Source organism: Planotetraspora sp. A-T 1434 (assembly GCF_025420585.1).
In the GTDB taxonomy this organism is placed as follows: Bacteria; Actinomycetota; Actinomycetes; order Streptosporangiales; family Streptosporangiaceae; genus JAOEGB01.
In genome coordinates, this window is record NZ_JAOEGB010000007.1 from 33,571 (window position 1) to 52,676 (window position 19,106).

The 19,106-nt window shown below is 71.1% G+C and carries 16 protein-coding genes; 7 read left to right on the forward strand and 9 right to left on the reverse strand.

Annotated elements, in window-relative coordinates; all coding sequences use genetic code 11:
* Nucleotides 1-2: 2 nt before the first annotated feature.
* Together N5079_RS11040 and N5079_RS11045 are read right to left on the reverse strand one after the other, a co-directional pair.
* Nucleotides 3-470 (reverse strand): NUDIX domain-containing protein, encoded by a 468-nt coding sequence (locus N5079_RS11040; protein ID WP_261583529.1) that lies wholly within the window; start codon nucleotides 468-470, stop codon nucleotides 3-5.
* 93 nt (nucleotides 471-563) lie between these two features.
* Entirely contained in the window at nucleotides 564-1,127 is a 564-nt protein-coding gene (locus N5079_RS11045; RefSeq protein WP_261583530.1) for a DUF1003 domain-containing protein, read from the reverse strand.
* Nucleotides 1,128-1,285: 158 nt separating this feature from the next.
* Here N5079_RS11045 and N5079_RS11050 point away from each other — a divergent pair, with 158 nt between their 5' ends.
* Nucleotides 1,286-1,903, forward strand: a complete 618-nt coding sequence (locus N5079_RS11050) for a helix-turn-helix domain-containing protein (protein ID WP_261583531.1) — start codon at nucleotides 1,286-1,288, stop codon at nucleotides 1,901-1,903.
* 32 nt (nucleotides 1,904-1,935) lie between these two features.
* Here N5079_RS11050 and N5079_RS11055 read toward each other — a convergent pair whose 3' ends face one another.
* The 5 genes from N5079_RS11055 to N5079_RS11075 all read right to left on the reverse strand — a co-directional run bounded on the left by N5079_RS11055 (nucleotide 1,936) and on the right by N5079_RS11075 (nucleotide 9,021).
* Nucleotides 1,936-3,072 carry an alpha/beta hydrolase family protein gene (locus N5079_RS11055; RefSeq protein WP_261583532.1) on the reverse strand — a complete coding sequence of 379 codons (1,137 nt, stop codon included), beginning with the start codon at nucleotides 3,070-3,072 and terminating at the stop codon, nucleotides 1,936-1,938.
* Complete coding sequence (locus N5079_RS11060; protein WP_261583533.1) at nucleotides 3,069-4,091, reverse strand: LLM class flavin-dependent oxidoreductase; 1,023 nt, start codon at nucleotides 4,089-4,091, stop codon at nucleotides 3,069-3,071. The genes N5079_RS11055 and N5079_RS11060 overlap by 4 nt, the downstream gene beginning before the upstream one ends.
* Before the next feature lie 13 nt (nucleotides 4,092-4,104).
* The gene (locus N5079_RS11065; RefSeq protein WP_261583534.1) at nucleotides 4,105-4,449 is read right to left on the reverse strand and encodes a TIGR04076 family protein; all 345 of its coding nucleotides are present in this window, start codon (nucleotides 4,447-4,449) and stop codon (nucleotides 4,105-4,107) included.
* Nucleotides 4,449-6,107 (reverse strand): amidohydrolase family protein, encoded by a 1,659-nt coding sequence (locus N5079_RS11070; protein WP_261583535.1) that lies wholly within the window; start codon nucleotides 6,105-6,107, stop codon nucleotides 4,449-4,451. The genes N5079_RS11065 and N5079_RS11070 overlap by 1 nt, the downstream gene beginning before the upstream one ends.
* A 181-nt stretch (nucleotides 6,108-6,288) precedes the next feature.
* The gene (locus N5079_RS11075; protein ID WP_261583536.1) at nucleotides 6,289-9,021 is read right to left on the reverse strand and encodes an AAA family ATPase; all 2,733 of its coding nucleotides are present in this window, start codon (nucleotides 9,019-9,021) and stop codon (nucleotides 6,289-6,291) included.
* 373 nt (nucleotides 9,022-9,394) lie between these two features.
* Between N5079_RS11075 and N5079_RS11080 the strand changes: the two genes are divergently transcribed.
* The 5 genes from N5079_RS11080 (at nucleotide 9,395) to N5079_RS11100 (ending at nucleotide 13,518) form a co-directional block, all read left to right on the forward strand.
* The gene (locus N5079_RS11080) at nucleotides 9,395-10,345 is read left to right on the forward strand and encodes a DNA polymerase domain-containing protein (protein ID WP_261583537.1); all 951 of its coding nucleotides are present in this window, start codon (nucleotides 9,395-9,397) and stop codon (nucleotides 10,343-10,345) included.
* A gap of 158 nt (nucleotides 10,346-10,503) precedes the next feature.
* Complete coding sequence (locus N5079_RS11085) at nucleotides 10,504-11,385, forward strand: ABC transporter permease (RefSeq protein WP_261583538.1); 882 nt, start codon at nucleotides 10,504-10,506, stop codon at nucleotides 11,383-11,385.
* A gap of 25 nt (nucleotides 11,386-11,410) precedes the next feature.
* Nucleotides 11,411-12,433 carry an ABC transporter substrate-binding protein gene (locus N5079_RS11090; RefSeq protein ID WP_261583539.1) on the forward strand — a complete coding sequence of 341 codons (1,023 nt, stop codon included), beginning with the start codon at nucleotides 11,411-11,413 and terminating at the stop codon, nucleotides 12,431-12,433.
* A gap of 2 nt (nucleotides 12,434-12,435) precedes the next feature.
* Nucleotides 12,436-13,257, forward strand: a complete 822-nt coding sequence (locus N5079_RS11095) for an ABC transporter ATP-binding protein (protein WP_261583540.1) — start codon at nucleotides 12,436-12,438, stop codon at nucleotides 13,255-13,257.
* A gap of 120 nt (nucleotides 13,258-13,377) precedes the next feature.
* Nucleotides 13,378-13,518: a hypothetical protein gene (locus tag N5079_RS11100; protein ID WP_261583541.1), complete on the forward strand. Its 141-nt coding sequence runs from the start codon at nucleotides 13,378-13,380 to the stop codon at nucleotides 13,516-13,518.
* A gap of 74 nt (nucleotides 13,519-13,592) precedes the next feature.
* Here the strand turns inward: N5079_RS11100 and N5079_RS11105 are convergent, their stop codons facing one another.
* On the reverse strand, nucleotides 13,593-14,114 hold the full coding sequence (locus N5079_RS11105) for a hypothetical protein (RefSeq protein ID WP_261583542.1): 522 nt from the start codon (nucleotides 14,112-14,114) through the stop codon (nucleotides 13,593-13,595).
* 137 nt (nucleotides 14,115-14,251) lie between these two features.
* Between N5079_RS11105 and N5079_RS11110 the strand changes: the two genes are divergently transcribed.
* The gene (locus N5079_RS11110; protein WP_261583543.1) at nucleotides 14,252-15,238 is read left to right on the forward strand and encodes a helix-turn-helix transcriptional regulator; all 987 of its coding nucleotides are present in this window, start codon (nucleotides 14,252-14,254) and stop codon (nucleotides 15,236-15,238) included.
* Between the two features lie 3 nt (nucleotides 15,239-15,241).
* Here the strand turns inward: N5079_RS11110 and N5079_RS11115 are convergent, their stop codons facing one another.
* Complete coding sequence (locus N5079_RS11115) at nucleotides 15,242-18,928, reverse strand: S8 family peptidase (protein ID WP_261583544.1); 3,687 nt, start codon at nucleotides 18,926-18,928, stop codon at nucleotides 15,242-15,244.
* Between the last annotated feature and the right edge of the window lie 178 nt (nucleotides 18,929-19,106).

Genomic DNA, 19,106 nt, shown 5'->3' on the forward strand with positions numbered 1-19,106 from the left:
CATCACCGCTTCAAGAGGAGCTTCTGCCACCTCTGTATCGTCCGTTTGTACGGCTCCGGCATGTGGAGAGCCGGCACTTCGGCGTATTCGAAGAGCCCAAGCTGCTTGTGCTCATTGGAGTTGCGGATCTCTTCGTCACCGATGTAGGTCGTGCCGTAACTGACGATGAAGCAGTGACTTCGTGGTGTGATCTCGTAGACCCAGGTGTCGATGATTTCCTCGACCATCACGGTGAGGTTGAGCTCCTCGAAGACCTCCCGGCAGGCGCAGACTTCCGGAGTCTCACCCACCTCCAGCTTCCCGCCGGGCAGCTCCCACTCGTCGCGTTCGTTCATGAGCAGGGGGATCCTGCCGCCCATGTCGACGACAAGTTTGACCGATATCGGGAGCCGATATGAGACGTAGCCCGGTTTGTGCTCGACCGGATGTTCCGGCATGCCGTCACCGCGAGGACTGTCAGGGCTTTCCATGTTCCATCTCCCTTTCGTTCATGGGAAGGTTCGTAGCCCCCAGCGGCGGGGGTCAACGGGCCGTCGACGGCCGCCGCGACCGACGATGGGCTGTCATGAGGCGGCCGGGTTGACCTGACCGGCGTGCCCGGGTGACTCGGCGTCGCCCGGACCGGATCCCGACCGGGCGTGGGACGCGACGACGGCGGCGTGGATCTCTACGGTGAGCGCGTGGATGAGCTGGGTCAGCTCCGTGTTGTGGTGCAGCTCGACTGTCTGGGCCTTGTAGTCGTGGTCGGCCTTGCGCCGGGCGAAGTCGCCCTGGCGGTTCTGGCCGATCATGACGAAGGTGGACAGGAAGATGGCTTCCAGCGAGACGACCAACGTCAGCGTCGGCCAGGGGCTTGCCTCCACGAAGATCATCCATAGGGCGAACCCGAGCGCGTGGATGTAGACGAACTGCATAGACCCGGCGAACCTGGTGATCGCGTCGGCCACGCGCAGCTGCACGTCGGCCGCGCGCTTCGCCTCGTGTTCGATGATTGCCGGGTGCACGTGCTCGATGAGCGCCGGACGCGTGTGCCTGTCACGCGCCGGACGCGTGTGCCTGTCACGCGCCGGACGCGTGTGCTCGTCACGCGGCGGACGCGCGCGGGACACGGCCTTCTTGATCTTCACGGGGCTCCTTTCCAACCCGGCCGCGATCGGCACCGGGACGATGTGAGCTGACGCTGGCGGATGAACGCTACGCCCTCCTGCCAAGCGAGAGCCCGGTGACTCCGGCGTTCGATAGCATCGAACAAATCGCATGGACGGACCCGGCGTCGGGAGGTCAGGTGGGCAGGAGTGACCGGCGTGCCACGGCGGCCGGCGGCGAGCAGGAACGCGTCGGCGCCCACATCCGCCGGTTCCGCAACGAGCGGGGGCTCACGCTCCGCGGGCTGTCCGCCAAGTCCGGCCTGTCGATCGGCTTCCTCTCCCAGGTCGAGCGGGGCGTGTCGTCCATCGGCCTGACCGCGCTCAACAGCGTGGCCAACGCGCTCGACCATCCGGTGGCCGCGTTCTTCGACGACGACGAGCCCGAGCCGGAGAGTGGCCTCCCGGCCTCACCACCACACCACTTCACGCTGACCCGTCGCGAGGACGGCGCCACGCAGTACGTCTCCGGCCAGCAGACCTACCGCATGCTCTCGGAGCGCGGGCCCGGCCTGGTGCTGGAGCCGATGCTCGTGCACATCGCTCCCGGCGGCCGCCGCGAGGAGGCGTACGGCCACAGGGGCGAGGAGTTCGCCTATGTCGTGCGGGGGGAGCTGCTCTACGAGGTCGACGGCGTGGAGCACCGGCTCTTCCCCGGCGACAGCGTGCACCTCCGCTCCGACGTGCCCCACCGGATGTTCAACGACACCGGCGAAGTAACCACCGTGGTGTCGGTGGTCACCCCTCGTCTGTTCTGATCCGTTGCCCTGATCAATGGCCGGTTGTTCACTCACACGTGAAGTCGCCGGTCCATCTCGGCGACCGTCGCGTGCCAGATCTCGGCCGCGGGGTCGATGACGGAGAAGTGGTCTCCGGGCTGCTCCAGGAAGACGACCTCGTCGCCCGCCTCCCGCGCCGCGGCGACGTGGCGCCGGTTGAAGTCGATCAGGTCGAGGTCGTCGTCCCGCCCCTGCACGACCAGCTGGGGGACGCCCAGCGGCAGCCGGGCCGACGGATCGGCCGCCGCGTACACCTCGGGAACCTCCTCCCGGGTCCCGCCCAGGGCCTGCGCGACGGCGCCCGCCCCGATCCGGCGCCGGTCGCCTTCGGCGAGGTCGAGCACGCCGGCCAGCGAGACGGCGAGCGCGATCCCGCCCAGGTTCTTCCCCCGGTTCTTGCCCCGGTTCCCGCTCTGGTCGGCGGCCACGCGCAGGGCCAGCTGGCCACCGGCCGAGTGGCCGATCACCGCGATCCGGTCCGGGTCGAGCGCGGGTCCAAGAGTCCCCAGCGCGGCGGCCCCGTCGGCGATGTCCGCGGTGGTGGCCCGCCAGCCGTGCCGGTCCGGGCGGCGGTATTCGAGGTTCCAGGCGGCGTAGCCCCGATCGGCCAGGTCGATGGCGAGCGCGTCCATGAGGTCGGCGCCCCAGACCGACCGCCAGAACCCGCCGTGCAGCAGGACGGCCACCGGCAGCGGACGGCCGTCATGACCTGGCGGCAGCCGCAACTCCCCCCACTGCTCGGCGGCCTGGCCATACGGTATGCGCCGCGCGGGGTGGCGCAGGCGGTGGACGGCATGCCTGATCGCCCAGGCCAGTCCCCAGACGCCCCGGCCGGCGATGTGAGCGGAGCCGGCGGCGACCTCGACCGGTCCGGTGGCGGCCAGGTCACACCACACGGTCCGGGCGGCGTGGGAGCCGGGCCGGCAGAGAGCACGGCGGGCATCCGCGTCCGGGCCGGGCAGGGCCACGATGGCACAGCCGGGACCGGCCTGTCCGAGCGCGTCCCACAGCGCGTCGCCGTCCGGAACCGTCACGAAGCGGCCGGGCACGCTGAGGAGGTCGCACTCGGTCTCGGTGAGCCGCCGGAGGAGGGCCAGGTCGGCGACCAGCTCTGGCCCGGCGACGACGAGGACGCGGGTGGCGGTCATCTCACCCTCCGGGCCGGTTCCCGGTTCAACGCGGGCAGTACGGCGGAGCCGAGCAGCCAGACGCCGAGGTCGTCGGTGAGCCCGTGCGGCGTGCCGAACTCCACCCGGTGGACGCCGGCGTCGATGAGCGCCTGAGCCTGGGCGGCGACCTGTTCCGGGGTGCCGGAGAACGCGAACAGGTCGAGCAGGTCGTCCGGGATCAGCAGCCCGGCCGCCTCGTGCCGCCCGGCGTCGGTCAGCTCCTTCACCCGGCGCAGCAGGTCGGCCGGGACCTCGGCGGTCGGGTCGAGATCGGCCACGACGGCGAGGTACATCGCGACCTCCGTCCGGGCCCGGGCCCGCGCGGCGGCGCCGTCGGTGTCCACCACCGTCACCGCGCCGACCACGATGCCGATCTCGTCGGCGGACCGGCCGGCCTGCTCGGCGCCGACGCGCAACCGGTCGCGGACCACCGGGACCATCGCCGGGTTGGCGCTACCGCCGATCTTGATCTCGCCGGCGATCCGGCCCGCGAGGGCGGCGCCGCGCGGCCCCCAGGCGCCGATCAGCAGCGGCGGGTCCGGCCGGTGTACGGCATAGCGCAGGGTTGTGCCGGAGGCCAGCCGGAACACCCGGCCCTCGAACCCTCCGGCGTCGCCGCCGAGCAGCCGGTAGACGACCTGCGCCGCCTCCTCGATGGCCGCCAGCGGTCTGGGCTGCTCGATGCCCACGGCGTCCAGCCAGGTGCCGCGGGCCAGGCCGAGATACGCGCGCCCGCGCGAGGCGAGATCGAGGGCCGCCACCTGGCCGGCGATCTCGTAGGGAGCCAGCGAGTAGGGGTTGAGGCAGGCCGGTCCGAGGCGGACCCGCGACGTGGCCGCCGCCATCTCCAGCAGCGGGAAGATGGGCGGCTGGTACATCAGATCACCGAAGACGGTGAGCACGTCGAATCCCTGCTCCTCCGCCCGGCGGGCCAGCCGGGCGTAGTCGCCCGCCCGCTTGTCGCTCTGAAGGCCGAGCCCGATCTCCACGGGTGCCACGTCAGCTCCTCTGTCAGGTCAGGTCGGCCGAGTTCATCCGGCGGCGGCGGGTGCGCTCCACACGCATGATCAGCCGCTCCTCCGGGTCCGGGCAGGCGAACAGCGCGTCCTGGGCCAGCCAGTCGCCGGCGGCCAGGTCCCGCTGCTTGGCCGCCAGGAACGGCAGCACCGACGCCAGCGCGTACACGCAGAAGTGCTTGCCGTCCGGCAGCCGCAGGTGCGCGCTGTCGGTCAGCTCGAAGTAGTCGCCGACCGCCATGCCGCAGACCGACCGGCCCTCGATCCGGTCGACGCTGACCCGCAGGTCATAAAGCTCCATGTCACCGGCGGTCTCCTCCATGCCGGGTCCTTCCCCCATCAGAGCACCAGCTCGGCGTGGTGGTGGACGATGAGCCAGCCGTCGGTGGAGTGCCGCAGCACGTCGGTCACCCGCGTGTGCTCGGCCGGGCCTTCGGCGGTCTCGGCCGCGACCAGCACATATCGGGCGACAGCGGTGTCCCCCCACACGTCGACGCGCATGTCCCGGGCCTCCAGTGAGGCCGGCGCGGGCCGGGCTCCGGCCGCGTCCCGTTGCGCGCGGTAGGCGTCCAGGTCGGCGCGGCTCCGCAGGGGGCCCGGCAGGTGCGTCTCCCACGTCGTCACCTCCGGGTGGAGGTGGGAGTCGAAGCGCCGCCGGTCGCCCGCGAGGAAGGCGTCGTACATGTCGTCGATGCCCGCGGCGACCACGGCGGCGGCGTCCCCGCCGGTCATCGCCATCCCCCATCCCATCCGGTCGTCGCGGACCACGCGGCCGCCCGACATCACCCAGCGCACGCCGCGGAACGCGGACGTCTCCGCGAGCGGGTCGCCGTCCATCGCGATGAGATCGGCGTGCTTGCCGGCCTCGACGGTGCCGAGGTCGGCCTCCGCGCCGAGCCAGCGCACCGGGCCGAGCGTCCCGGCGTAGAGCGCGCGGGCCGGGCCGATGCCGGCCTCGGACATGTACTCCAGCTCCCGCACCGAGGCGTTGGTGCCCTCGAAACCCCAGAACGGCGGCATGTCGCTGCCGAGCAGGACCTCGACTCCCGCCTCGACGGCCATCGCGTAGCTGTCCAGGTGGCGGGGGCCGGCGCCCAGAGAACGGCACTGCATCCACTCCGGCACGCCGAGCTCGTCGAAGAACTCCTTGCAGCGCGTGACCAGCAGTGTGGGCACCAGGGCGGTGCCCCGCTCCGCCATCCGGGCGGCCACCTCCGGGGTGAGCTGGTAGCCGTGCTCGACGCAGTCCAGCCCCAGCTCGACGGCCTCGGCGATGACCGGCGCGGGACCGGCGTGCGCGGTGACCTTACGGCCCCAGGCGTGGGCGGTCTCGATCACGGCCGCCAGCTCGTCGGTGAACAGCTGCCGGGTGTGGATCGCCTCGTGTTCACCGGCGATGCCGCCGGAGATCATCACCTTGATCAGGTCGGCGCCGGCCTTGACCTGGCTGCGCACCCCCTGGCGGAAGCCGTCCGCGCCGTCGCACTCGAGGGTGTCCGTGCCCTCATGGCCGTGGCCGCCGGTGCAGACCAGCGCCCGGCCCGCGGTGAAGATCCGGGGGCCGATCGCGCGGCCCGACGCGATGGCGCGGCGCAGCGCGAAGTCGGCGTGGTCCTTCTCCGCGACGCATCGTACGGTCGTCACTCCGCAGAGGAGAGTGCGCCGGGCGCCGTCGGCCATGTAGAGGGCCAGCTCGTGCGGGGCCATCCCCTTGACCGCGTCGCCTCCCTGGCCCGGCAGGGACAGGGAAAGGTGGGTGTGCATGTTCACCAGTCCCGGCGTGACGTACGCGCCGGCCAGGTCGATCTCACGGACGTCGCCGGCCGCCCTGGCCTGGGCGAGGACCTCGGCGGCGGGTCCGACGGCGGCGATCCGGTCGCCGCGTACCCATACGGCCGCGCCGGGGAGCGGGCCGACGCCGTCGAGGACCCGGCCGTCGACCACCGTGCAGTTGGTCAGCACGGTCGCCGGCTCCGCCGGCTGATGTGCGGCGCTCATGGGAGCCTCTCCAGTTCACGGGGAAGCGAGGGCCCGGGGTGGCCCCCGCATACCGGGGTGTTCTATCAGAACGAAACTCCAGTGAACAAGGGAGGGTAGGCGTTCACCTCGGCAAACTGCCGTAACAGGTCCGCTGGGCGGCGAGGATGTTCACCGGATTTCAGAATCCGGGAGGGCGTGTCTAGATCCCGTCGAGGCGGGAGGCCAGCTGGGACCGCGAGGTGATGTTGAGCTTCGGGAAGATCCGGTAGAGATGGGAGCCGACCGTGCGAGGCGAGAGGTAGAGCCGCTGCCCGATCTCCCGGTTGGACAGCCCCGCCGCGGCGAGCCTCGCGATCTGCAACTCCTGCGCGGAGAGCGCGTCCTGGGCGGCGGGGCCGTGGTCGGGGGCGCGTTCCCCGGAGGCGCGGAGCTGGAACCGGGCCTGCTCGGCCCAGTGATTCGCGCCCATGACGTCGAAAGTGATCATCGCGGAACGCAGCGGCGCCCGCGACTCCGCGATACGCCGCCGGCGGCGCAACCAGCTGCCGTACGCCAGGTCCAGGCGCGCCTTGGCCCACGGCCAGCGGACGAGGTCGCGCCCCAGCGCGGTGAGGAACAGCTCCTCCGCCTCGTCGTCGTCGGCCAGGACCGCCCGTGCGTACGACAGGTGGACGTGCAGAGTGGCCGCCGGTGTGACGGCGGCGACCGATTCGAGATCGGCGATCACCGAGCGGGCGTCGTCGCAGCGCCCGGCGTGTACGGCGGCCTCGGCCAGGAACATGACGGCGTGGAACCGTTCGGCCTGGTGGAAGCATGGGCTGCCGGGGTCGAACAGCGGCCGGAGCGCGTCGTACGCCTCGGCGTGCCGGCCCACGCCGATCCAGCCGTAGCCGCGTGCGAGCTGGACACAGGCCAGCAGGTTGGTCAGACGCCTGCCGTTCGCGGCCTGTTCGGCCTCGCGGGCCATGGCCTGCGCCCGCTCGTTGTCGCCGCGCAGGCCGAGAAGCACGGCGTTGAGGACGAGCGACCCGGTGTCCCAGATGGGCTGGCCGGTGTCCTGTGCGAGGCGGCGCCCCTCCTCCACCGCGGCGAGGGCCCGCCCCCACTCGCCCAGCTCCACGCGGTCCAGGATCTGCATGGTCAACACGTGCGACAGCAACCCGAGCCTCCCCTGCTCGCGGAGCTTGTTCTCGGAGCGGTCGAGGAAGTCGACGCTGAGCACCGGCTCGCCGATCGCGTGTGCCGCCTGGCCCAGCAGACGGAGCGCGGCGGCGTCGGCGACGGTCTCCACGGTCACCCGCGACAACAGGTCGCGGGCGGCACCGGCCTCCCGTACGGGCTCGGCGGTCGCCAGGGCCGCCACATAGCGCGGGTCGTCCTCGGCGTCCCGGAGCCGCCGGGTGGCGCCCGCCACCCGGGCGCCGGCCTCGGTTCCGGCGTCGGCCCACCAGCAGCGCAGGGACGCTCCCAGCAGAAGGTTGAGCGCGAGGTCGGTGTCCCCCGCGCCGGCGGACCGCAGCGCGAAGTCGCACAGCTCGAACACCCGTGTCGCGTCGCCGGGAACGCCGTCGTTGAAGATCTCCCGCAGCCACTCCGACCGGGCGCGGTCGAGCTCCGACAGGTCCGTACGGGCCGCCGCCTGCACGAAGTGGTCCACCATGTCGGCACGCCCCAACCCGAACGCGTGCTCGGCCGCGAGCAGCAGCCTCCGGCCGCGCTTCGCCGAGTCGGTGGTGAGCTGGGCCGAGCGTTCGAGCGACCGGATGGCCGCCGTCACCGACCCGCGGCGAACCGAGATCGCATGGGTGACCTCCAGCTCATCGGCGATCTCGTCGTCCGGGCCGATGATCGACTGCGCGCGGTGCCAGATGCGGCGGTACGGCTGGTCCTCCAGGACGGCGGCCAGCGCGGCATTGGCCGCCTGGCGGCGCGCGACGGTCTCCGAGTGCAGGACACCGGATCGGACCAGGGGATGCCGGAAGGTCACGCGCATCTCGTCGAACCGGAGCAGTCCGAGCTCCGCGGCGCTGTCCAGGACGTCGACGTTCACGGGCCGCCCGGCCAGCACCGAGGCCGCGGCCAGGATCTCCGGCAACTCGTCGACGGAGTCGACCGCCGCGATGAGCACCGCGTCGCGGGTCGGCCCGGGCAGTTCGGCGACGCGGCCGGCGAACGCCCGCTCCAGCCGGGTCGTCAGCGGCAGGAGGGAGGGGAGCTCCCCTCCGCGCTCACCGGCCGCCCGCCAGGCGGCGGGAAGCTCGACGAGGGCCAGCGGGTTGCCGAGCGCCTCCCCCAGGATCCGCTCCCGGTCCGAGAGGCTCAGGTCGGCGGCATGGGCTCCGAGGACCTCGCGCGCGGACGCGTCGTCCAGCCCGGGCACCTCCATCTCGCGCAGACCGGCGGCGGCGAAAGGGCCGGCATGACCCTTCCGCACGGCGCCCACGACGATGATCGGGTCGCGGGACACCCGGCGTGCGACGAACGCCAGCGCCTCATGGGTCGGCCGGTCGAGCCACTGCACATCGTCGACCACCACCATCACGGGCCGCGTGGCGGCGACCTCCGCCAGCAGGTTCAACGCCGCCATCGCGATCATGAAGGGCTCCGGCGGCGGTCCCCCCTCGTCGCCGAAGGCCGACATAAGGGCGCGCCGCTGCGTCGCGGGAAGAGCGTCGCGGGTGCGGAGAATCGGACGGAGCAACCGGTGCAGCCCGGCGAAGGGCACCTGGGTCTCCGCCTCCACACCGATCGTCTTCAGGACGTGGAATCCCGCCGCCCTGCCGCGCTCGGCCACGGCGCGCAGCAGCGTGGACTTCCCGATCCCGGCCTCCCCGAGGAGCAGGACGGCGCTTCCGCTCTCCCCGATCCGCTCGATGAGCCCGGCGAGCACCCGCATTTCCTCGCCCCTGCCGAAGACGTGAGTGGTCGTCATACGGCCGGCCCCGGCATCGCGGCTTCAACTGCCCGGGCGTAGGCCAGGTGAGCCTGGCCGATCAGCTTCCTGGGGGACATCCGCGCTCCATTCCTCGTACGAGTGATCGTAGGAACTCCAGCCCGGCCGCCGCTTGGGTAAAACGACTCAACCTCCCGCACAGCGCAGTCATGTGACCCAAGAGACGCGCTACCGGCGCGTCCTACGGTCGAGTCACTCGCGTTGGTCCCGAACGGAAGGTAAGGACGTGAAGTCAACGGCTGCGCCCGCACGGTACGACGGGCTGGCACGATGCCCATCGGAGGCGCTGGCGCGCCGGCCACTCGGCAACCGGGGAGTTGACCCCGTGCTCTGACATGGGCATGGTGGGCTGATGGCCAGCGATGAGGCGCGGGACGGGGTTGAGCTCACCAATCTCGACCAGCCGCTGTTCGACGGGGCGGAGGCGACCAAGCGCGATCTGGTCGACTACCTGGACGCCGTCCGTGACCGCGTCATCCCGGCGTTGCGGGATCGGCCGCTGTCGGTGGTCCGGGTGCGGCAGGGCCAGGCGCCGTTCATGCAGAAGAACATCCCCAAGTACGCCCCGGCGTGGATCAGGACGGTCCCGCTGTGGGCGGAGACCTCGCGGCGGCAGGTGTCGTACGCCCTGTGCGATGACCGCCGCACCTTGCTGTGGTTCGCCAACCAGCGGGCGGTGGAGTATCACCCGACCCTGGTCCGCGCGGGGCAGTGGGAGCACCAGACCCATCTGGTGCTCGACCTCGATCCGCCGCTCGCGGACGCGTTCCCGCTGGCCGTACGCGCCGCGCTCCTGGTCCGCCAGGCCCTGGCCGACGCGGGCCTGAAGGGGGCGGTCAAGACAAGCGGCGCGAAAGGCCTGCACGTGTTCGTGCCGATCGAGCCGCACGCGGCCATGGCCGACGTGGCGGCGGCCACCCGGGCCGTCGCCGCGCGCGCCGAGCGCCTTGACCCGGTCCTCGCCACCACGGCGTTCATCCGGGAGGACCGCGGCGGCAAGGTGTTCCTCGACTCCACCCGGTCCGGCGGGGCTACGGTGGTCGCGGCCTACAGCCCGCGCGTACGGCCCGGCGTGCCGGTGTCGTTCCCCGTGGCCTGGGCGGATCTGGACAGGGTCACGCCGGCCGACTTCACCGTGCACACCGCGGCGCGGCTGCTCGGCGACGGCGATCCGTGGGCGGAGCTCATGCCGGAGCCGCAGCGGCTGCCCGCCGATCTGATCGAGGAGGGCCACACGATCCCGGTCGCCCGCGTGCAGGCGATGCACGAGGGCAAGCGGCGCGCCCGCGCCCGCAGAGCCTGAAGGCTCACCCCGCTCGCGGCCCGCCGTACGCGCCGGCCGCTTCTGCGAAGTCCTCCAGCGTCACGTGGATCCGGTCGCGCATCACTCTCCTGTTTCTTGACTGGTGAACTCACCCGCGGTTACGGTAACTGCCAGAAAGCGCTTTCCAAAGGGGGGCCATGGTTTCGCGAAGCTCGACCCGCCGACTCCAGCCGCCAGGGGCGCAGGCGGCGAGCGGCGTGACCGCGCGGAACCGGCCCGGTCCGGCGGAACGACTGGCCGCCGCCACTGCCCGGACCTGGCGCCCGGTCGCCGTGCTGGCGGCGCTTTTCGTGATCTGGTGGGCCGTCACCGCCGCGGGCCTCATCAAGCCCTATCTGGTGCCCTCGCCGGCACGGACCCTCGACGCGGTCCTCAGCCAGTCGGCGTACTTCGCGCACAACACCTGGATCACGACGTACGAGACGGTGCTGGGTTTCGCGATCGCCATCGTGGTGGGCGTGCTCGCCGCGGTCGTCATGGTCTACTCCCCCACGGTCGAGAAGAGCCTGTACCCGCTGCTGCTGTTCGCCCAGGTCATCCCGAAGATCGCCATCGCGCCGCTGTTCGTGGTGTGGCTCGGGTTCGGCCTGTCACCGAAGATCGTCGTCGCGGTCCTGATGGCCTTCTTCCCCATCGTGATCTCCGCGGTCACCGGTCTGAAGACGATCGACCCCGAGATGCTGCAACTGTCGTCCACGATGGGTGCGGGGACGGGCCAGACCTTCTGGAAGATCCGCTTCCCGGCCTCCCTGCCCCACCTGTTCTCGGGGCTCAAGGTCGCCGCGACCATGGCCGTCACCGGCGCGGTGGTCGGCGAGTTCGTCGGGGCCAACGAGGGCCTCGGCTACGTGATCCTGCAGGCGAACGGCAACCTCGACACCCCGGTGCTCTTCGCCGGGCTGCTCATCATGTCCCTGCTCGGCGTGGTGCTGTTCGCGCTCGTCGAGCTGCTCGAGAACTTCGTCCTCCCCTGGCACGCCAGCCGCCGCCGCACCGACATCGCCACGACTTCCCTCTAGGAGGAGACCCCCAATGAGACCCCCGATGAGACTGCGCGTGCTCGTCGCCGGACTCGTGCCGGCGCTCCTGCTCACGGTCGCCGGCTGCGGCTCACCGGCGACGGAGAAGACCAAGGACGCCCAGGGCCGGGAGCTCGACAAGGTCACGCTCACGCTCAACTGGTACCCGTACGGCGAGCACGCGCCGTTCTACTACGGCAAGAAGCAGGGGATCTTCGCCAGGCACGGCATCGACCTGACCATCCGGCCGGGGCAGGGCTCGCAGAAGACGATCCAGGCGACCGCCTCCGGGCAGACCGATTTCGGCTGGGCGGACACGCCGGCCCTGCTCGCGGGGGTGTCCCAGGGGCTGGAGGTGAAGAGCCTCGGCGTCTTCCTGCAGACCACGCCCTCGTCGGTGCAGTTCTTCGACGACAAGAACATCAAGTCTCCCGCCGATCTCAAGGGCAAGTCGATCGCCTCCACCGCCGGAGACGCGCTGAGCAAGACGTTCCCGGCCTTCCTGAAGGCCAACGGGCTGAGCCCCGGCGATGTCACGCTGCAGAACACCGACCCGGCGGGCAAGATGGCGGCGGTCATCTCCGGCAAGACCGACGCCCTGCTCGGCTTCGCCACCGACCAGGGCCCCACGATGCAGGAGAAGTCCGGAAAGCAGGTCTCCTACCTGCGCTTCGCCGACTACGGGCTCAGTTTCTACAGCAACGGGCTGCTTACCTCGACCGGCACCATCGCGGACAAGAAGGACCTGGTCAAGCGGATGGTCGAGGCCACCAGCGAATCCTGGACGGCGGCGGAGAAGGACCCCGGCGCCGCGGTCCGCGCGATGGCCGGCGCCTCCCAGCAGCTTCCCTCGGAGAAGGTCCTCACCGAGCAGTTCAGCGCCACGCTGAAGCTCCTCCACACCGACGCCACGAAGAGCCGGCCCCCGGGGGCGAACGCCGAGGCGGACTGGGCCAAGACCATCGCCACCTTCACCCAGGCGGGCGTGATCACCAAGGCCGAGCCTCCCGCGACGTACTGGGACGCCAGCTTCGCCCCGAAGGGATGAGGATGCGGACGGGCAACGGCATCGCCCCGCCGTACGACCCCGAGGTCACGACCGGCGCTGCCGTGGAGATCGACGACGTCGAGGTCCGCTTCCGCACCAGGAAGCAGGATGTCACGGCCCTGCGGGAGGTCTCGCTGCGGGTCGAGCCCGGCGAGTTCGTGGCGATCGTGGGCGCCTCCGGATGCGGCAAGTCGACCCTGCTCAAGCTGGTGTCCGGCCTGCTGAGCCCGTCCTCGGGCCGGGTCCGGCTGCACGGACAGGACGTCCGGGGGCCGCGGCGCGACATCGGGTACGTCTTCCAGCGGGCCGCCCTCCTGGAGTGGCGGACCGCCCGGCGGAACATCCTGCTCCAGGCGGAGATGCGCCGGATGCCGAAGGAAGGGGCACGCGAGCGGGCCGACGAGCTGATGGCCATGACCGGCCTGACCGGTTTCGAGGACGCCTATCCGCATGAGCTGTCCGGCGGGATGCAGCAGCGGGTGGCGCTGTGCCGGGCGCTGCTGCACCAGCCGCCGGTGCTGCTGATGGACGAGCCCTTCGGGGCGCTGGACGCGCTCACCCGCGAGCAGATGAACGTCGAGTTGCGCCGGATCTGGCGCGAGACCGGCACCACCGTGCTGCTGGTCACGCACTCCATCGCCGAAGCGGTCTACCTCGCCGACCGGGTGATCGTCATGACCCCGCGCCCCGGCACCGTCGCCGAGATCATCCCGGTGGCCCTGCCCGCCGAGCGGAAGTACGGCGAGACCATGGCCGAGCCGGAGTTCGCCAGGGCGACGGGCCGGATCCGCGATCTCCTCGGAGCGGCGCCGGGCGCCGAGTGACCTGCGGTTACGCTCGCGTTCTTTGTGAGTCGTCACGTATCCTCCTCGGAAGCGCAGCGACTCGTTCTGCGACTGGTCAAACGCATCGCGTATCTGTGTTCCCGACGGAAGCCGATTCCCATGAGTCAGCATGTTCACGTCCGCCTCAGTCACGGCCTGGCCATAACCGAAGAGGGCGACCTGGTCGAGAAGACCGGCTGCCAGTGCGGCGCCACATGGACCGACACCTACCGCGTCGAGGACGGGCAGCCCGAGCCGTAACAGCGTCAGCCAGCGTGCGGGCCTTCGGAGTGAATAGCCGCACCGGGCCGGGTCTGACGACGGGGCGGGGCCGCTCAGGACGGCTCCGCCCCGTGGTGGCCTTCCTGGTCCGCGGCGACGGACATGGACCCGAGCAGGCGCTGGGCGGCCTTCTTGAGCGCCGCGGCCACGGAGCCGGCGCGGACCCGTTCGAACAGCGGCGTCTGGGCGTCTTCGGCGACCGTCCGGAGCCTGGTCTCCTCCTCCTGGAAGAGGTCGTGGAACGCCGCGACCGGGCCGTCGGCCAGGCGGCGCCGGGCATCGCTGTGGCGCTGCGACACGCGGCCGGGCGTCACCCCGAGAACGCGGGCGATCTGCTTGTTGTCGACCTCGCGGGTGCGGCGGGCGCCACTGAGGATCCGCGCGATCTCCAGGTCCTCGAGGTGGGTCAGGAAGTTGATCTCGCCCTGCTTGGCCCGTTTGACCGCGGCGACGAGCCGGAGAAGGGCGACGGGGTCGTCGGTGTGCCGATCAGAGGCGATCTCGGTGAGGAACTCGAGCAGGAGACCGACATGGGTGTCGCTGGTGTCCGCCTTCGGGGGACGACCGACTGGCATTGGCGCCTTTCTCTTTCGTTTCACGTGCGGACGGGGAACGGTACAGAGAGAAGGTCAGCAAGAGGTTTCCACCCGGTTATCGGGCGGCCAGTTCCGTCATGCCCAAATAGCGGTATTTGGGATGTCATGATTAGACAATGCTGGAGGTTGCGGGGCTCAGTCCCGTGGAGGAACGTACCTATCGGTTCCTGGTGTCCGCGGTCGAGGCGGACGTAGCCGATGTCAGCGCGTATCTGGGTCTCCAGCCGGCCCAGGTCGAGGAGACGCTGCGGTCCATGCGGCGCAAGGGCCTCGTGCGGGAGGTCTCCCTGGAAGGGCGGAGATTCGCGCCGGTCACTCCCGAGATCGCCCTGGGCGCGTCGCTGCTACGGCAGCGGCAGGCGCTGGACTGGGCCCGCCGCGCCGTGGACCAGCTATCGGAGGAGTTTCGCGGCAACGCCCGCCGCAACGACGCCCGCGAGCTGGTCGAGGTGGTGCCGGACCGGGCCGGGATCCGGGAGCAGATCGTCCACCTCCAGGACAACGCGCGTGACGAGGTGCTCTACTTCTGCCGGACCGGCCCTGTGGTGATGACGGCGGACGAGAACGAGGAGCCGGAGCTGGCCGCGCTGCGCCGCGGAGTCACCTACCGGGTGATCTACGAACGCGCGCTGCTCGAAGAGGCCGGCATGCAGGCCAACGTCGCCTTCGGGATCAAGCTCGGAGAGCTGGCGCGAGCCGTCCCCAGCCTTCCGGTCCGGATGACCGTCGTGGACCGGAAGATCGGCCTGCTGACCCTGGTCCAGGACGCCGGCCCGTCGGAGCCGACGGCCGCGCTGATCCGGGACAGCACCCTGCTGGACGCGTTGCTCGCCCTGTTCGAGAACTACTGGGAGCGAGCGACGCCGCTGCGGGTCCTCGACGACGGCGGGATCTCCGTGGAGTCCGTTCCCTGCCCGCTGGACTCCCCCGACCTCTATCTCCTCTCTCTGCTCGTGGCGGGCGTGCCCGACAAGTCCATCGCCAGCCAGCTGGGGATCAGCCAGCGGACCGTCCAGCGCCGCGTCTCCCACATCATGGAGGCCGCGGGCGCTCAGACCCGGATGCAACTCGCCTGGCACGCCGCCCGTGAACGGTGGCTCTGACGGCTACTTCACGCCGTAGGCCCGGATGACGGTCTGCTCGATCCTGCCTCCCGCGGCGTCCTCGGCCGAGACCCGCAGCGACACCTGCTTGAGCGGCGGGTGAGCGACCAGGGTCGTGTAGCGGCCGCCGCCGGTCGGCACGGTGACCAGGCGCGTCCAGGTCTTCCCGTCGTCGTAGGACACCTCGGCCCCGAACGTCTTCACGGCCGCCGGGCCGGCGGAGGGGGTCCGTACGGCGAAGCTCAGCTTGGCGAGGCCACGGGAGACCTGACCGTTGAGGTCGGCCGGCACGTCGTAGTCGACCTGCGGCAGGTCGAGCGCCGCCTGTCCGGCCTTCGATCGGAAGGTCCACGCCGTCTCGGTGGCCGTGGCGTGCGTCCACTCCTCGGACGACCGCCGCGTGGACAGCTCCAGGCGGTATTCCGCCTCCTCTGGCACCGCGGGGAAGTCGCCCCGGATCTCGCTCCGCTCCTCGACCAGTTCGCCGTTCCGGTAGAACCGGGCCGACGTCGTGTCCTGCTCGTCGCTGCCCCCGGCGTACCCGAAGTGCCCGGAGGAGTCGGCGAACTCGGGGACCACGACGCTCAGCGCGTCCCCCGACCGCGTGGGTGCGGGCACAGCGGCCGGGATCGCCGGCCGTACGACCGGTCCGAACCACGTCTCACGCACGACCTCACCGGGCTTGTAGCCCCGCGGCCGCTCGGTCAGGCCGCCCCGGAGGGAGAACATGTTGTCCCAGGTGAACATGTGCTGCACGATGTGCCGCCACTGCGTGTCGCCGGTGCTGACGTACTCGGCCCGCTCCAGCGGAGTCCGGACGATCCGCTGCTGCTCCATCTGGAAGCCCAGGCCGTAGATCTGCCAGGGCCGCCAGCCGAACCGCTGCTCCTTGGCCCAGGCGAACCCGCCGGACTGCGCGTACGCGGTGTCGACGCGGGCCGTGTTGCGGTCGGTGACCTCGTGCACGATGTGCTCGGGAACCTCGCCGGGGGAGACCTGCATGATGTCGTAGTAGTAGGGGCTCACGACGTTCACGGACACTTCGAGTACGGCCCGGCCCGCGCCGTACAGCTTCCGCGCGTGGTCATGGGCGACCGCGAAGGTCGGCAGCGGATAGCGGTCGCCATCCGGGGTCCACGGCTGCCAGACGCTGCCGTCCTTCTCCCCCACGACGATGACCGCCGCGGCGCCGGCCGCCCCAGCCGCCGCGATCCGGTCCTCCCAGTAACCGCGGTCGGGAGGCGAGACGATCACCGCGCGGCCGCGCAGCTTGAGGCGGGAGAGCTCCTCGGGGGTGCCGGCGCCTCCGTCGACGAGCGGCCATCGCCGCACGCCGTCCATCTGGGGCGACCTGGCGAGCAGGCTCATCGTCACCGGCTCGCCGGAACCGGCCAGCCTGGCGGACACCTTCGGCGCGGCGAGCTGCCAGCGGGAGGCGAACTCGAAGCTCCCCTCCTTGACGGGCTGGGTCGGGGTCACGGCGAGCTGCTCCACGACCGGGTAGTCCATGACGCCCTGCGAGATCTTGCGGTTGCCGATGGTCCGATGGGTGAAGTAGGTGAAGATGCCGTCCTGCACCACCGGCCGGGGCGTCTTGATGGTGATCGGGTTCGCCTTGCGGGCGTCCAGCACCACGTCCATGTCACCGGTCACCTGGAGCTCGGGCATGACGACCAGGCTGTCCACGGGGTGAGCGCTCTGGGTCGGGTCGAAGACGCCCTGCGTCATGTAGGTGCCTTCAGACACCCTGACGGTGATCCCTGTGTCGGCGTGCTCGCGGTCGATGTAGGCCCACACGTCGTCCAGCGACGAGGCTCCGTACATCGTGATGACGGGGATCGGGGTCGGCTTGCCGTTCCGGTCCACGGCGGTGAAGTGCACGTTGTGGAGACGGCCGCGCTTGAACAGCGCCAGGGTCGTGTGCAGCGCGACCGTGCCGTCCGCGGAGACGGCGCTGACGTAGCCGCCGTACCGGCCGGTCGGCACCTTGGACAGGGCGGCCCTGACCGGGACGGCGACCGACGCGCCGGCCTCCACGGTGACCTCGGAGGAGCCGAGGCTGATCGCCCCCTCGGGGGACGGGCCGCCGTCGACGTTCGCCAGGCCGGCGGTGAGCGTGAGCTTCACCGAGGTCCCGGTGCCGTTGGTGTAGGTGATGTCGCCGCCCGGCTGGTCGTCGTCGCCCTCGTGGTATCCCAGGTCGACCGCCCCGGTGGCCGTCACGCCCTGCCGTACGGCACGGGCCACGTCGAGCCGTCCGCCGCCCTGCTGGTAGACGGTCTGATCGGCCGCCGTCTTGGCGGTGGAGACCAGGATGTCCTTGATCTGCCGGGCCTTCCAGCCGGGGTGCTCCTGCTTGAGGATCGCCGCCGCGCCCGCCACGTGGGGCGTCGCCATGGACGTGCCGGACAGGGTGGTGTAGGCGTCGCCGACCGGCGTGCCGATGCTGGTCCCGGCCGCGCGGGCGGCGATGATGTCCACGCCCGGGGCGGTGATGTCCGGCTTGAGCCCCCCGTCGAGCCGGGGACCGCGGCTGGAGAAGCCGGCCAGGGCGTCCGCTCCGTCGACCGCGCCGACGGTCAGGGCGGAGGTGGCGGCGCCCGGAGTCCCGACGCTGTACTCCTTGCCCTCATTGCCGGCGGCGATCACGAAGAGGGCGCCGGTCTGGTCGGTGAGGTTGTCCACGGCGACGCTGAGCGGGTCGGTCCCGTCGGTCGGACCGCCGCCGAGGCTCATGTTGACCACGTCGGCGCCGGAGGCCGTGGCCCACTCCATCCCCTGGATGATCTCGGACTCGGTGCCGGAGCCGCTGTCGTCCAGCACCTTGCCGACCATCAGCTGGGCACCGGGCGCCACGCCCTTGCGAAGGCCCTGGGAGGCCGTGCCCAGACCGGCGATGATCGAGGCGACATGGGTGCCGTGCCCGAATCCGTCCTGGACGGAGGGGTCCTCGGTGAAGTTGCGCGTCTGGGCGATCTTCCCGGCCAGGTCGGGATGGTTCTGGTCAATGCCCGTGTCCAGGACGGCGACCTTGACGCCCTTCCCGTCGAACCCGGCCTTCCACGCCTCCGGCGCGCCGACCTGGGGGACGCTGTGCTCCAGTGAGGCCCGGACCTTCCCGTCGAGCCAGATCTTCTTGATCCCCTGGGGGAGCGCCGGCTGGGCCTGGGCCGCGCGGGCCGAGGGCTCCACGGTCCGCCACAGGTCGGACAGCTTGCCCTTGTCCGCGGCGACCGCCCGCGCGTTGACGCTCGGCAGGGCCGTGCCGTCCTGGACACCTGGCAGGGCGGCGGACTTCCTCGCAGCGCCGTCGTAGACGAACAGGAGCGGCAGGGTCGCGCTGCTCGCGTCGTCGTATCCCTGCTCGATCAGCTCGCCGACGTCGAACAGGCGCTTGTCGACCAGGTTCTTGGCCAGGTAGGGGACCATGTCGGCGGGCGTGATCCGCAGCTCGCCGTCGACCTCCTGGGAGTAGAACCTGATCCCCTCCCGGCCCTTGCCGGGCTCGACCGTGGCGGTCTGCTTCCCTCCGGCGAGTCCCTCGACCGTCACGACATCACCGGTGATGAGGGTGACCCGATGGAGCGCCCCGGGCGATGCCGGTGTGGCCTCGGCCGCCGAGGGCAGCGCCGGTAATCCGGCCATGGACAGGGCCACTGTGGCGGCCGTAAGACTCGCGAGCCAGCGCATGGGTCTGTAGACCTCTCGTGATCAGGGGTGATGCCGTTCACGAGAGTGGGGGACGGGCATCGCTCCCGTCACGACCACAGGCCTGCCCAAACCGCGACATGTCGCCAAAACGACAAGCTCGCTTGACAACCACGGCAACGCTCATCATACGATTTAATCGAGTGATTAAACCGAGCGG

What these genes read in the sequence shown, in the direction of transcription:
- N5079_RS11070 (WP_261583535.1), bottom strand. Translation starts at nt 6,107, where the DNA reads ATGAGCGCCGCACATCAGCCGGCGGAGCCGGCGACCGTGCTGACCAAC.
- N5079_RS11100 (WP_261583541.1), top strand. Translation starts at nt 13,378, where the DNA reads ATGAGTCAGCATGTTCACGTCCGCCTCAGTCACGGCCTGGCCATAACC.
- N5079_RS11095 (WP_261583540.1), top strand. Translation starts at nt 12,436, where the DNA reads ATGCGGACGGGCAACGGCATCGCCCCGCCGTACGACCCCGAGGTCACG.
- N5079_RS11115 (WP_261583544.1), bottom strand. Translation starts at nt 18,928, where the DNA reads ATGCGCTGGCTCGCGAGTCTTACGGCCGCCACAGTGGCCCTGTCCATG.
- N5079_RS11055 (WP_261583532.1), bottom strand. Translation starts at nt 3,072, where the DNA reads ATGACCGCCACCCGCGTCCTCGTCGTCGCCGGGCCAGAGCTGGTCGCC.
- N5079_RS11105 (WP_261583542.1), bottom strand. Translation starts at nt 14,114, where the DNA reads ATGCCAGTCGGTCGTCCCCCGAAGGCGGACACCAGCGACACCCATGTC.
- N5079_RS11090 (WP_261583539.1), top strand. Translation starts at nt 11,411, where the DNA reads ATGAGACTGCGCGTGCTCGTCGCCGGACTCGTGCCGGCGCTCCTGCTC.
- N5079_RS11040 (WP_261583529.1), bottom strand. Translation starts at nt 470, where the DNA reads ATGGAAAGCCCTGACAGTCCTCGCGGTGACGGCATGCCGGAACATCCG.
- N5079_RS11075 (WP_261583536.1), bottom strand. Translation starts at nt 9,021, where the DNA reads ATGACGACCACTCACGTCTTCGGCAGGGGCGAGGAAATGCGGGTGCTC.
- N5079_RS11085 (WP_261583538.1), top strand. Translation starts at nt 10,504, where the DNA reads ATGGTTTCGCGAAGCTCGACCCGCCGACTCCAGCCGCCAGGGGCGCAG.
- N5079_RS11065 (WP_261583534.1), bottom strand. Translation starts at nt 4,449, where the DNA reads ATGGGGGAAGGACCCGGCATGGAGGAGACCGCCGGTGACATGGAGCTT.
- N5079_RS11080 (WP_261583537.1), top strand. Translation starts at nt 9,395, where the DNA reads ATGGCCAGCGATGAGGCGCGGGACGGGGTTGAGCTCACCAATCTCGAC.
- N5079_RS11110 (WP_261583543.1), top strand. Translation starts at nt 14,252, where the DNA reads ATGCTGGAGGTTGCGGGGCTCAGTCCCGTGGAGGAACGTACCTATCGG.